Source organism: Actinomadura rudentiformis (genome assembly GCF_008923185.1).
Classification (GTDB): Bacteria; Actinomycetota; Actinomycetes; order Streptosporangiales; family Streptosporangiaceae; genus Spirillospora; species Spirillospora rudentiformis.
In genome coordinates, this window is record NZ_WBMT01000011.1 from 226,088 (window position 1) to 238,644 (window position 12,557).

A 12,557-nucleotide genomic window follows, 5' to 3' on the forward strand; every position below is an offset into this window, starting at 1 on the left:
GAAACACCGACAGGGGGTTGTCGCCACGGCGCTGGACGCTGGTCTCGCAAACGGCGAAGCCATCCGTTGTGGAGGAGACCAATGACAGTTCCCACGTTCAACACCGTCGCGTGGTTCCAGGTGGGCACCGCGGCACCCGAGGACGCCCGGCGCTTCTACGGCGAGCTGTTCGGCTGGCGGTTCCAGATCGACCCGGACGAGGACGGATACGACTTGATCAGCTACCCGGGCGCCGAGCGTCCGAGCGGCGGTGTGGCGTACGCCGGCACGGACGCGCACCTCGAGGGCGTCGACGATCAGGCGATGTTCCTGGTGCTCGTCGAGGACGTGGCGGCCATGTGCGAGCGCACCGAGCGGCTCGGCGGCAAGGTCGAACGGCCCCTGGCCACGACCGTTTCCGGCCTGAAGTTCGCGTACGTGGTCGATCCGGCGGGCAACCGTTTCGGCCTCTTCACGCCTCCGCTGCCGACCGCCTGACCAGAATTGGTCAGGGCGCGTCGTGGGGCCTCCACGGCCGTGGAGGCCCCATGGGCTTCAAGGGGCCAGCGAGCATTCGTTCGGCAGATCCCCGTTCGCAGGGCGGGGGAGGGTGGCGTCGGGCGGCGGCGTCACGCCCTTCGTCGTCCAGCCCTCCAACGCGGTGAACGCACTGCGGAAGCACGGCAGGAGCGGCCGGATCCGTGTCGGATATGCGGCGTACAACCCGTCCACATGGTTGCCGCCCTCGATCCGGTAGTACCGGTGCAGCCGATCCCGGCCTCGCGCGCGCACGAGCCGTTCGTAGACGTCGGAGTCGAGGGAGATGGGCAGCAGAGTGTCCAGGGTGCCGTGCAGGGTGATGAGAGGGCGGCCGATGCGCCCGTTCAGCGAGATCTTCTGGACCGCCTTGCGCACCGAGCGCGGCCGTGATGTGTAGTCGTAGTCGGCGTCGCAGGCCGGTGTGCCGGACGCGCAGAACGGGGTGCCCGCCTCGGCGGCGCCGTCGTACGCGGGGTCCAGTTCCTCACGGTAGATGCGCTGCGTGAGGTCCCAATAGACCTTGTAGTGGTAGTCCCACAGGAAGGACGAAGCCGCCGGGAAGCCCGCCGCCTGGACCTCCACCGCGTCGCCCGCCGCGTATCCGCGTAGTGCGCGCGGGAGGAAGGTCAGCAGGTTGGGCCCGTCCGCGCGCCACAGCGTGCCCTCCCAGTCGACGCCGCCGTCATACAGCTCGGGATGGTGTTCGAGTTGCCAGCGCACCAGGTAGCCGCCATTGGAGATCCCGGCGGCATAGGTGCGGCGGGCCGGTCGCCTGTAGTGGCCCGCGACCACGTTCTTGGCGGCCTTGGTGAGCTGGGTGAGGCGGTGGTTCCACTCGGCGATGGCGTCTCCGGGCCGGGCGCCGTCACGGTAGAACGTCGCGCCCACGTTCCCCTTGTCGGTCGCGGCGTAGGCGTAGCCCTTGGCCAGGGCCCAGTCGGAGATGGTGAAGTCGTTAGCGTACTGCCCCCGTACGCCCGGCGACCCGGCCACGACGAGCCCGCCGTTCCAGCGCGCCGGCAGCCGGATCACGAACTGCGAGTCGTGGTTCCAGCCGTGCGCCGCGTTGAACGTCGAGGTGTCGGGGAAGTACCCGTCGATCTGCACGCCCCGGACACCAGCCGGATTGCGTGCCCCTGCCGGGTGCAGCCCCGCCCAGTCCGCGGGAACGGTGTGCCCGGACGCGACCGTCCCGGCCGTGGTCAGGTCATCCAGACAAGCACTGACCTGCCTCTCCGCCCCCGGCACCTGCACCTGCACCTCGCCACAGTCTGCATGCCCCGGCGCCGCCGCGTGGCTTGGTGTGGGGGCGAGTGGCGCCAGCACTGCAGCAGCCAGGGCAAGGCCGGCCACGACGCTGCTCGGGGTCGGCTGGGGGCGGGGCGGCTTCATGGCGGCTCCTTTGGGCTGGGGAGGGTCCGCCCTCATGGTGCTGAGGTGTAGTGACGTGGGCCACGTGGCCGGACACCACATTGCGGCGCGTTTCGATGTCGCTGGAAACCAGGTGCTGAACGTCGCCGTGGGCGGGATGGCGCCGCCCTCCACGGTGTGTCGCCGGGCTGTCGGCACCGTAGGGAACGTGGTGAGGACGTTTCTACGTGGTCGAGCCACATACCGAGCTGTCGAAACCTGTGTAAAGCCTTCTGACCTTGATGTGGTGTGGATCACCTCCGCCTTTTGGTGCTGGATTGTGTGGTCGGCCCACATGGAACGGTCCCGGAACGCGACTTAGTGTCCTGCGTCACACACCCCGCTATCCGGAGGAGGCCGCATGGACGGTCCTGTTCTGAGAGCACAGGGCCTGGTCAAGGAGTTCCGTGGGTTCCGCGCCGTGGACGGCGTGGACCTGGACGTGGCGGACGGCAGTGTGCACGCACTGGTCGGCCCCAACGGCGCAGGCAAGACCACGCTGTTCAACCTGCTCACCGGATTCCTCAAACCCAGCGCGGGCCGGATCCAGCTCGGCGACCGCAACCTCACTGGGCGGCGGCCCGAACAGGTCGCGCGGCTCGGCGTGGCCCGCTCGTTCCAGATCACGAGCCTCTTCGCGCAGCTCACCCCACGGGAGCATCTGCAGCTGGCACTTGCTGGCGGCAGCGGGATCACTTGGCGGTTCTGGCGTTCGGACCGTGCGCTGGACCGGTTCTCGGTGCGCGCCATGGAACTGCTCGACCAGGTGGGGCTGGCCGCGCAGGCGCACATTCCGGCGGGGACGCTCGCGTACGGGCGCAAGCGGGCCTTGGAACTGGCGCTCGCACTGGCCCTCGACCCCAAGGTGCTGCTGCTCGACGAGCCCACGGCGGGGATGGGCGTCGAGGACATCGACCGGACCGTGGACCTCGTCCAGAAGGTGCGGCAAGGACGGACGGTCGTGCTCGTCGAGCACAACATGAACGTCGTCTCGCGGCTCGCCGACCAGGTCACGGTCCTGCAGAACGGCCGCGTGCTGGCCGAAGGACCGTACGACGAGATCCGCGACGACCCGCGGGTCATCGCCGCCTACCTCGGCGAGGCACCGGCGGACGCCGGGGGAGGGGACGCTCATGTTGCGAATTGAGGGACTGTCGGCCTGGTACGGCGAGGCGCAGGTCCTGCGCGAGGCCGACCTGGAGGTGCGCAAGGGCGAGATCGTCACGCTGGTCGGCCGCAACGGCGCGGGCAAGACCACGCTGCTGCGGTGCGTGATGGGGCTGCACGGGCGGGCCGAGGGGCGCGTCTCGTTCGTCGACGAGGACGTCACGCGGCTGGCGGTGCACCGGCGGGCGCGGCGCGGCCTCGGATACGTGCCGGACGACCGGGGCGTCTACGCCACGCTCAGCGTCGAGGAGAACCTCACCCTCCCGCCACGCGTCGGGCCTGATCCGTGGTCGCTGGAACGGGTGTACGAGACGTTCCCGCGGCTGAAGGACCGGCGCGGGTTTCCCGGGACGAAGCTCTCCGGCGGCGAGCAGCAGATGCTCGCTCTCGCCCGGGTGCTGCGCATGGGCGCGCGGCTGCTGCTGTGCGACGAGCCCACCGAGGGCCTGTCCCCGCTGATCGTCGCGCAGATCGGAGACATCCTCCGCGAGGTCAAGGCGCAGGGCGTCACCGTGCTGCTCATCGAGCAGAACGTGCACTTCGCCGCGACCGTCGCCGACCGCCACTACCTGCTCGCCGAAGGCCGGATCGTCGAGTCGCTCGACAACGACGAGATGAAGGCCCGCGAGGGCGAGCTCCTCGAACACCTCGGAATCTAGGACCTAGGAGAACGCGGATGAAGGCACTGGGACGCGCGGCCGCCGTGGCCGCGGTGGGAACGATGCTGGCGGGCTGCGGGGGCGGGCCGGGCGGGGGCGGCGGCAAGATCAGCGACGGCAGGCTGGTGCTCGCCGTCCTCAACGACCAGTCGGCCATCTACGCCGACCTGTCCGGCAAGAACAGCGTCGAGGCGGTCAAGATGGCCGTCGCCGACTACAAGGCCAAGTACGGCGACAAGGCCGTCACCGAGAACATCGACGTCATCGCGGCGGACCACCAGAACAAGCCCGACATCGCCAACTCCAAGGCGCAGGAGCTGTACGACCGGCAGAAGGCCGACACGATCATGGACGTCCCGACGTCGTCGGCGGCCCTGGCCGTGGCCAACATCGCCAAGACCAAGAAGAAGGTCTTCATCGACATCGGCGCAGCGACCACCGCGCTGACGGGCGCGAACTGCAACAAGTACACGTTCCACTACGGCTACAACACCTACATGCTCGCGCACGGCACCGGCAGCACGGTGACCAAGGACGGCGCCAAGAACTGGTACGTCGTCTATCCGGACTACGCGTTCGGCCAGGACATGAACAAGAGCTTCTCCACGGCGGTCCAGGGCGCGGGCGGCAAGATCGTGAAGAGCGACCCGGCGCCGTTCCCGAACGACAACTTCTCCACGTTCCTCCTCAAGGCCCCGGGGCTGAGTCCCAAGCCGCAGGTGCTCGGCACCATGCAGGCCGGGGGCGATCTCGTCAACCTCGTGAAGCAGTACAACGAGTACAAGCTGCGCGACAAGGGCATCGGGCTCGCGGTGGGACTGATGTTCCTCACCGACATCCACTCGCTGGGCGCGGACGCGCTGGCCGGGACGAAGTTCACCGACCCCTGGTACTGGAACGCCGACCAGGGCAACCGGGCCTGGGCCGACAAGTTCCTCGCCAAGACCGGCAAGCGGCCGACGTTCGCGCACGCCGCCAACTACAGCGCGGCGCTCCAGTACCTCGACGCCGTGCAGCGCGCCGGAACCGACAAGTCCGACGACGTGGTCAAGCAGCTCGAAGGCCACAAGTTCGAGGACGTCTTCGCCAAGAACGCCACCATCCGCGCCCAGGACCACCTGCTCTTGCACGACGTGGCGCTCGCCCAGGTCAAGCCGTCCAGCGAGGTCAAGGAGCCCTGGGACTACGAGAAGATCCTCAAGACCATCCCGGCCGACCAGGCGTTCCAGCAGCCCGACCCCGCCTGCAAGCTCTGAGGCCCCTCGGCAACACGTCCTCGTTTCTTCCTCGTTCTCGCAGGGAGGTCACCATGCTCGAACAGGCCTTCAACGGCCTGGTGGGCGGGGCGTTCTTCGCCCTGCTCGCCCTGGGGCTCGCCGTCATCTTCGGGATGCTGGGCGTCGTCAACTTCGCCCACGGCGCGTTCTACATGCTCGGCGCGTTCGGCGCCTTCGTCCTGCTGGACTCGTTCGGCGTGAACTTCTGGGTCGCGCTGTTCGCGGTGCCGATCGTGCTCGGCGTGGTCGGCGTCGTGCTGGAACGGCTGTTCATCCGGCGCCTCGCCCCGCTCGATCCGCTCTACAACTTCCTCTTCACGTTCGGCCTCACGCTGATCCTCCAGGACCTGATCAAGAGCAGGTACGGGGTGCAGTCGCAGCCCTACCCGCGGCCGTCGGCGCTGTCGGGCTCGCTCGACCTCGGGCTCTTCACCTACCCGACGTACCAGGTCTTCGTGCTCGCCGTGTCGCTGGCGGTCTGCGCGCTGGTCTGGCTCGCGCTCACCCGGACCCGGGTCGGCATGATCGTGCGCGCCGCGACCGAGAAGCCCGAGCTCACCCGGGCCCTCGGCATCGACGTCGGCCGCTGGGTCACGCCGGTGTTCGGCTTCGGCATCGCGCTGGCCGGGCTGGCGGGCGTGCTCGCCGCGCCGATGCGCGCAGTCAACCCGCTGATGGGCGCCGACCTGATCATCACGGTGTTCGCGGTGGTCGTGATCGGCGGGCTGGGCTCGATCTTCGGGTCGGTCACGGCGGGCTTCGCGATCGGGCTGGTGTCGGCGCTGGGCAACCTGTACGTGCCCGCGCTGTCGCAGACCCTGGTCTTCATCCTGATGGCCGCCGTGCTCCTGTGGCGCCCGGCCGGCCTCTTCGGCCGCGAGGAGGCGCTGTCATGAGGGACACAGTCGACGGGTGCGGGGAGGCGGCGCCGTGATCCTGTCCAAGCTGGCCGCGCGGCCGGTCCTCCTGCTGTTCGGGCTGGTCGCCGCGTTCGCGCTGCCCTGGTTGATCTATCCGCCGGTGGCGATGGACATCGCCTGCTGGGCGTTGTTCGCGGCGGCGCTCGACCTGCTGCTCGGCTTCACGGGTCTGCTGTCGTTCGGGCATGCCGCGTTCTGGGGTGGCGCCGCGTACGCCGCCGGGCTGATCGCGGTGCACTGGGGCGTGCCGTTCCCGGTGGCGGTGCTGGGCGGTGCGCTATTCGCGGCGGTGCTCGCCGTGCCGATCGGCTATCTGTCGGTACGGCTGCGCGGCATCTACTTCGCCATGGTGACTCTTGCGTTCGCCCAGATGGTCTATTTCGTGGTCAACCAATGGCGTGACCTGACCGGAGGGGAGAACGGTCTGCAGGGGGTGCCCCGGGAGTTCTTCGGGATGGACCTGTCGGACCCGTTCTTCTTCTACTACGCGGGCTTGCCGTTCGTTCTGCTCGGGCTCTTCGCGGTCTGGCGGATCGTGCGTTCGCCGTTCGGCCGCGTTCTCGTGTCCATCCGCGACAACCCGGCGCGCGCGCAGGCGCTCGGCTATCCGGTCGAACGCTACAAGCTACTGGCGTTCGTCCTGTCGGCCGGGCTGTCGGGACTCGCCGGCGGGCTCTATGCCATCAGCCACGGCTTCGCCTCGCTGCACGAGGTCTACTGGACGACGTCCGGCCAGGCCGTGATGGCGGTCGTCCTCGGCGGCATCGGCACGTTGTGGGGCGGCGCGATCGGCGCGGCGCTGATCGTCGAGCTGAACGACTACCTGGCCACCGCGGGCTTCACCGAGACCGGGCTGGTCACCGGCGGCATCTTCGTCGTGATCGTGCTGGTCTTCCGGCGCGGAGTCTGGGGTACGGCGCGTGATCTCATCGCCGCCCGTGCCGCCCGCCGGAGCCCGGCCGCTGGGACGGACTCCGCGGCCGCTCAGGTCGAGGCGCCGGACCGGCAGGAAGTGACCGCGCGGTGACCGCGACGAGCACGGCCCGTTCGGCGGAGGGCCAGAACGCGGTGGAGGGCCTGGACCTCTCCGGACGGCGGGCGCTGGTGACCGGCGGGGCGAGCGGGATCGGGCGCGCCTGCGCGGCCCGGCTCGCCGCCGCCGGGGCCCAGGTGACCATCGTGGACGTCCGGGCCGACGTGGCCCGCGCGACCGCCGCCGAGATCGGCGCGGCCGCGCTGGCCGCCGACCTGTCCGACATGGCGGCGGTCGACGCGCTGGACATCGGCGACGCGGACATCGTGGTCAACAACGCCGGAGTCCAGCATGTGGCGCCGGTGACCGACTTCCCGCCCGACACGTTCGCCGAGATCATGCGGATCATGGTGGAGGCGCCGTTCCGGCTGGGCCGCCGGGTCCTCCCCGGCATGTACGCGCGTGGCTGGGGGCGGATCGTCAACATCTCCTCGATCCACGGTCTGCGCGCCTCGCCCTACAAGGCCGCGTACGTGACCGCCAAGCACGCGCTGGAGGGCCTTTCCAAGGTCCTCGCTCTCGAAGGGGCCGCCCACGGCGTGACCTCCAACTGCGTGAACCCCGCGTACGTGCGCACCCCGCTGGTCGAGGCCCAGATCGCCGACCAGGCGGCCCTGCACGACCTGCCGCCCGCCGAGGTCCTGGACAAGATCATGCTCGCCCGGGCGGCCGTCCGGCGCCTCATCGAGCCGGACGAGGTCGCCGCGATGGTCGCCTACCTGTGTTCCCCTGCCGCGGCGATGGTGACCGGCGCCTCGTTCGCCATCGACGGCGGCTGGACGGCGCACTGACAATGGTCAGACCATGACCTGCGCCATCTTCCTCGAACTGCTCGCCCGGGAGGCCTCCCCGGTCGAGTTCGAGGCTCCGCTCCTGGAGGCCCGCGCCGCCGGCGCGCCGCCGGAGGAACTGGCCGAGCTCGAACGGACCAAGCTCGCCGCCCTGCGGGTGCGGACGCTCCTGGAGCGCCGCGCCCGCCGGGAGGCGGAGCTGTCGGCCCTCTTCGACACCGCGAGCGATCTCGCCGGGCTGCGCGACCTCGACGCGGTCCTGGAGGCCATCGTCCGCCGCGCCCGGCGCCTCCTGCACGCGGACATCTCGTACATGACCTTGAACGATGACGAACGCGGCGACACGTTCATGCGCGTGACCGACGGCTCGGTGTCGGCGGCGTTCCGTGCCCTCCGCCTCCCCATGGGCGCCGGCCTGGGCGGTCTGGTGGCCCAGACCGCGACCCCCTACACCAGCGCCGACTACCCAGAGGATGAACGCTTCCATCACCTGTCGTTCATCGACAGCGCCGTGAAAGAGGAAGGCCTCGTGGCCATCCTCGGCGTCCCCATGCGCCTGGGCGGCCGCGTCATCGGCGTTCTCTACGCGGCCAACCGCAGCGCGCGCCCCTTCGTTCAAGAAGAGGTGACGCTCCTCGGGTCCCTGGCGGCCCACGCCGCCATCGCCATCGACAACGCCCGCCTCCTGGAAGAGACCCGGGCCGCCTTGGACGAGCTCTCCTCCGCCAACAAGCTCATCCAGGCCCGCAGCGCCGCGGTGGAACGGGCCGCCCAAGCCCACGACCGCATGACGGCCCTGGTGGTACGAGGCGGCGGGGTCGAGGACGTGGCGGCCGTGGTCACCGACGTCCTGGGCGGCGCGTTGGTCGTCCTGGACGCCGAAGGCCGCCGACTGGCGGCGCTGGGCGAAGCCGGTGACCTGAACGAGGCCGACATCGAAGCAGCCGCGACCGCCTCCCGGTCCCTCGGCCGCACCGTCCAACGCGGTGGTCTCTGGGTCACCTCCATGGCCGCCGGGGCCGAGGTCCTGGGCACGCTCGTCCTCCGTACGGCCGACGACATGCCCGATCCCGACCAGCGCATCCTCGAACGCGCGGCGCTGGTGACCGCGCTGCTTCTCCTCTTCCGCCGCAGCGTCGCCGAAGCCGAAGGCCGCGTCCGCGGCGAACTCCTCAACGATCTCCTCGCGGGGCGCGCGGACCGGGAGGCCCTCCGCGACCGCGCCAAACTCGTCGGCGTGGACCTCACGGCCCCGCACATCCTCGTCGTGGCCCGCCACAACGGCGACCGCCAGCGCGCCGCGTTCTGGGCCACCTCCCACGCCGCTCTGCGCCAGGGGCTGGTCGCCGCCCGCGGTGACGAGGTGATCCTGCTGCTGCCCGGCACGAGCCCCGGGCCCGAAGCCCGCCAGGTGGCCCGGGACCTGTCGGCGGCCCTGGGCGTCCCCGCCACCGCCGGAGCCGCAGGCCCGCTCGACACCCCCACCGACATCGCCCCGGCCCACCGCGAAGCCGAACGCTGCGCTGAAGCGCTCCTCTCCCTGGGCCGCTCCGGCGATGGCGCGAGCTCAGACGAACTCGGCTTCGTGGGCCTCCTGGTAGGCGACGGCCGCGACGTACCGGCGTTCCTGTCGTCCGCCCTGGGCCCCGTCCTGGCCTACGACGAACGCCGCGGCACAGCTTTGATCCAAACCCTCGAAACGTACTTCGCCGCAGGCTGCAGCCTCTCCAGAGCCGCCGAACGCCTGCACATCCACGTCAACACGGTCACCCAACGCCTGGACCGCGTGGCGCAACTCCTGGGCGAAGACTGGCAGTCCCCGGACCGCTCCCTGGAGCTCCAACTAGCCCTACGCCTCAACCGCCTCCGCGCCGCCCTCTAGCCGCCTGGGACTTTCTCGTCGGGTGGCCAGCCACCAGCTGCGAATCTGTTCCATGGTCTTCTTGTTGTGTTCGCGGGTCGCTTTCGATGTCTGGGAGCTCGATTCGAAGGCGCTCACCTTGGTACGGCGCGGAGTGCCCTCCGAATCCAGCCAACGGATGTCGGCGTCGATGACATCGATGGCGATGATGGACGTGGTCGGAATGCGGATGGTGCGCAGGTAGCCACGGAGGGTGACTTCGTCGGGTCGGCAGATGGTGGCGAGGCGAAAGGCGCGCCAGGCCACCAGCACTCCACAGACGAGCACCATGGCTACCGAGACGCCGAGGACCGCTTTCCCCACGGCGGACTCTCCCGCCAGGCCGTACACGACAGAGTCGGGTATTGCGACGGTCGGAAACACCCCCAGGCACACACCGGCGGGCAATAGGCGGGTGACGAGCCCGGGACGCAGCACCAATTCCTCCATAAGAATGGGACCCTTTCATGCTCCGGCTGGTTCCGCGGCATTGATGGCGAACGGCCACCCGGGAGCTGGGGGTTACAAGTGCCCGTTCGGTAGGGGGTCGCGAGCCAGGACCAGCTTGGTCGTACGGGCCGCGTAGGCGGTGGGTGCGTCGTCCCACTCGGCGGTCAACGTGGTGACGCGTTCGGCCGGGAATTCCGTCCGGGCGACGAAGTCGAGCAGGTCGGGGAGCGCGGCGCGGGAGTGGGAGACGCCGATGCGCAGGGTGCCGTCGGTGGCGTACATGTGCATCAGCGGCAGCCGTGTGCCCGTGGCGAGGTAGTAGCCGACCGCGGTGCAGATCCCGCCGGGTGCCAGCGCGCGCAAAGCCGTTCGCAGCCCAGACGTACGCGAGGTCGCCTCAACGACGACGTCGTAGGTCCGTCCCGGCTGGCCTCCTTCACGGGCCCGCGCACCAAGGGACTCGGCGATGCTCCGGCGCCGGGGGTTGTCATCGAGGTAATCGACCAGGCCGGCGCCGTGAGCGACAGCCAGGCCCGCCGCGTACAGGCCGATGCTCTTGGCGCCGCCTCCGAGGATGAGGACCGTGCCGCCCTCACGTTCGGCCAGCGGCCCGGCCACCGCGCGCCACGCGTCGGCGAGGTTGTCGCTGCCGGCCGCCACCCGGGCGGCGGGAATCCCCTCGGGGACCGGGACGAGCATGTGGTCGGCGAAGGGAACGCGGATCAGATCGGTGACCATGCCGCCCCACGGGCCGCTCGAAGGCCCGAACCCGAACGCCGCCAGCACGCTGTCGCCAGTGGTGGTGACGCATTTGGCCGTGAGGCCGCGAAGGCAGTTCGGGCACGAGCCGCAGGAGACGGCCCACGGGACGACGACCGTCTGGCCCACGGATATCCCGGTGACCTCCGGCCCCACGGCGGTGACCTGCGCGACGCACTCATGGCCGATCGCGAACGGTCCCCGGAACGGCACCTTGCCGCAGATGCGCCCCACCATCGGGTCGACGGCCCTCAGCGCCATCCCCGCCTGCAGGACACGCGAGACAGGCCGGTGGATCGGCAAGGTGTCGCCATCACAGCGTCCGGCCAGGAACGGACGCACGATCGCATCCCCCGGATCGACGAGCTCGGGCGTGGCACGTTCGCCCCAAGCGAGCCTGCCGCTGCGGACGAACCTCAGCTCCCGCATCAGCAGCCTTCACGCAAAGTTGCGCGCCGATAGGCCGTCTTCGGCTCACCGCACCTCATCGGCGGTTTCCCCTTGGGCGAGCGCGACCACGTCCGCATGACGGAAGATCTGTCCGCCCGCGCCCCAAGTCCCGTCTGGCTGCTCGTGAATCAGCACCCACACCCGCAGGCCGTCGGTCTCGGTCAGCCCGGCCGCTCGCAGGACCGCGCTGGTCGCGTCCGTGACCAGGCCCGCTTTGCGCCGTTCCGACAGCGCTCCCTGGGGAACGGTCGCCTCGACCAGGAACCGGGGCAGCTCGTCCGCGGCCGTGATCTGTGCACCATGCGGAAGCTCGTGCAGATAACTCCAGGCCAGCGACTGGAAGAACGCGGTGTCCGGGGCCCCCTCCCAGCGCAGCAAGATGCGTGCGAGCTCGGCCTGGATGGTCGCACGGCCCTCCGGCGTGAGTGTCCTCTCTGGAACGGTGAGTTGGATCTTCGGCATCCCGAGCTCCCTTCGACGTCCGGTTATAACGAACGTTATAACCGGAGGTCCACGGTAGGCTATAACGAGCGTCATAGCCAGGGGGGAACGACACGTGAGCACGTCGCGACAGCGGATCGTCGTCGGTGCGGCGGACCTGATCCGCCGCCGTGGACTGGCCGGCAGCACCGTCCGCGACCTGGCGGGACACTCCGGTGCGCCACTCGGGTCGACGTACCACTACTTCCCCCGCGGCAAGCAGCAACTCGCCGCCGAGGCGGTCCGCTATGCCGGTGACCTCGTCCAGACGTATCTGCGACGCGAACTCCACGCCGGGCCCATCGCCGGACTGCGCGCCTTCCTCGGGTTGTGGCGGCAGACCGTCCTCGACAGCGACTTCCGTGCCGGCTGTCCCGTGCTGGCCGTCGCCGTCGAGGAACCTCCCGCCGACGGCGCGCCCGAGGCCCTCAACGCGGCCGCCGAGGTCTTCGCGGCCTGGCAGCAGATGCTGAGCACGTCCCTGCGCGAGAACGGCGTCGAGCCTGACCAGGCCGGCCAGCTCGCGACCCTGATCGTCGCCGCCGTCGAAGGCACCGTCGCCATGTGCCGGGCCCAGCGCGACATCAGCCCGCTCGACGAGGTCACCGCGCAACTCGAAGCACTGATCCAGCACAGTCTCCGCCAATGAGAAAACCTTTATTTGAGGCGGACGACAGGGCTATTTAAGAGATGAACCTTCGCACTGGAGGGCTCCGTAGAACGGGCGAAGATCGCCCGTGGA

13 protein-coding genes are annotated in these 12,557 nt (G+C 69.8%); 9 read left to right on the forward strand and 4 right to left on the reverse strand.

Annotated features, from left to right (window positions below):
• The first annotated feature begins 81 nt into the window (after window positions 1–81).
• The gene (locus F8566_RS23980; protein WP_151563543.1) at window positions 82–477 is read left to right on the forward strand and encodes a VOC family protein; all 396 of its coding nucleotides are present in this window, start codon (window positions 82–84) and stop codon (window positions 475–477) included.
• 57 nt (window positions 478–534) lie between these two features.
• Here F8566_RS23980 and F8566_RS23985 read toward each other — a convergent pair whose 3' ends face one another.
• Window positions 535–1,911 (reverse strand): tannase/feruloyl esterase family alpha/beta hydrolase, encoded by a 1,377-nt coding sequence (locus F8566_RS23985; RefSeq protein ID WP_192809826.1) that lies wholly within the window; start codon window positions 1,909–1,911, stop codon window positions 535–537.
• A gap of 379 nt (window positions 1,912–2,290) precedes the next feature.
• Here F8566_RS23985 and F8566_RS23990 point away from each other — a divergent pair, with 379 nt between their 5' ends.
• Genes F8566_RS23990 through F8566_RS24020 form a run of 7 tightly spaced genes read left to right on the forward strand, consistent with a single transcriptional unit; the run spans window position 2,291 to window position 9,658 of the window.
• Window positions 2,291–3,076, forward strand: a complete 786-nt coding sequence (locus F8566_RS23990) for an ABC transporter ATP-binding protein (protein ID WP_151563547.1) — start codon at window positions 2,291–2,293, stop codon at window positions 3,074–3,076.
• Window positions 3,063–3,755: an ABC transporter ATP-binding protein gene (locus F8566_RS23995; RefSeq protein ID WP_151563549.1), complete on the forward strand. Its 693-nt coding sequence runs from the start codon at window positions 3,063–3,065 to the stop codon at window positions 3,753–3,755. Before F8566_RS23990 ends, F8566_RS23995 begins: the two co-directional genes overlap by 14 nt.
• A gap of 17 nt (window positions 3,756–3,772) precedes the next feature.
• Entirely contained in the window at window positions 3,773–5,011 is a 1,239-nt protein-coding gene (locus tag F8566_RS24000) for an ABC transporter substrate-binding protein (RefSeq protein ID WP_151563551.1), read from the forward strand.
• A gap of 53 nt (window positions 5,012–5,064) precedes the next feature.
• On the forward strand, window positions 5,065–5,928 hold the full coding sequence (locus tag F8566_RS24005; RefSeq protein WP_151563554.1) for a branched-chain amino acid ABC transporter permease: 864 nt from the start codon (window positions 5,065–5,067) through the stop codon (window positions 5,926–5,928).
• 34 nt (window positions 5,929–5,962) lie between these two features.
• Entirely contained in the window at window positions 5,963–6,979 is a 1,017-nt protein-coding gene (locus F8566_RS24010) for a branched-chain amino acid ABC transporter permease (RefSeq protein ID WP_225993462.1), read from the forward strand.
• Window positions 6,976–7,776 (forward strand): 3-hydroxybutyrate dehydrogenase, encoded by an 801-nt coding sequence (locus F8566_RS24015; RefSeq protein WP_151563556.1) that lies wholly within the window; start codon window positions 6,976–6,978, stop codon window positions 7,774–7,776. The genes F8566_RS24010 and F8566_RS24015 overlap by 4 nt, the downstream gene beginning before the upstream one ends.
• 13 nt (window positions 7,777–7,789) lie before the next feature.
• Window positions 7,790–9,658, forward strand: a complete 1,869-nt coding sequence (locus tag F8566_RS24020; protein ID WP_151563558.1) for a helix-turn-helix domain-containing protein — start codon at window positions 7,790–7,792, stop codon at window positions 9,656–9,658.
• Here the strand turns inward: F8566_RS24020 and F8566_RS24025 are convergent.
• From F8566_RS24025 to F8566_RS24035, 3 genes are all read right to left on the reverse strand, one after another.
• On the reverse strand, window positions 9,626–10,126 hold the full coding sequence (locus F8566_RS24025) for a hypothetical protein (protein ID WP_151563560.1): 501 nt from the start codon (window positions 10,124–10,126) through the stop codon (window positions 9,626–9,628). The two genes, F8566_RS24020 and F8566_RS24025, sit on opposite strands and share 33 nt — an antisense overlap.
• A gap of 72 nt (window positions 10,127–10,198) precedes the next feature.
• Window positions 10,199–11,314 (reverse strand): zinc-dependent alcohol dehydrogenase, encoded by a 1,116-nt coding sequence (locus F8566_RS24030; protein ID WP_151563562.1) that lies wholly within the window; start codon window positions 11,312–11,314, stop codon window positions 10,199–10,201.
• Between the two features lie 45 nt (window positions 11,315–11,359).
• Window positions 11,360–11,797 carry a tautomerase family protein gene (locus F8566_RS24035; protein ID WP_151563564.1) on the reverse strand — a complete coding sequence of 146 codons (438 nt, stop codon included), beginning with the start codon at window positions 11,795–11,797 and terminating at the stop codon, window positions 11,360–11,362.
• A gap of 94 nt (window positions 11,798–11,891) precedes the next feature.
• Here F8566_RS24035 and F8566_RS24040 point away from each other — a divergent pair, with 94 nt between their 5' ends.
• Complete coding sequence (locus tag F8566_RS24040; RefSeq protein WP_151563566.1) at window positions 11,892–12,464, forward strand: TetR/AcrR family transcriptional regulator; 573 nt, start codon at window positions 11,892–11,894, stop codon at window positions 12,462–12,464.
• Window positions 12,465–12,557: the final 93 nt, after the last annotated feature.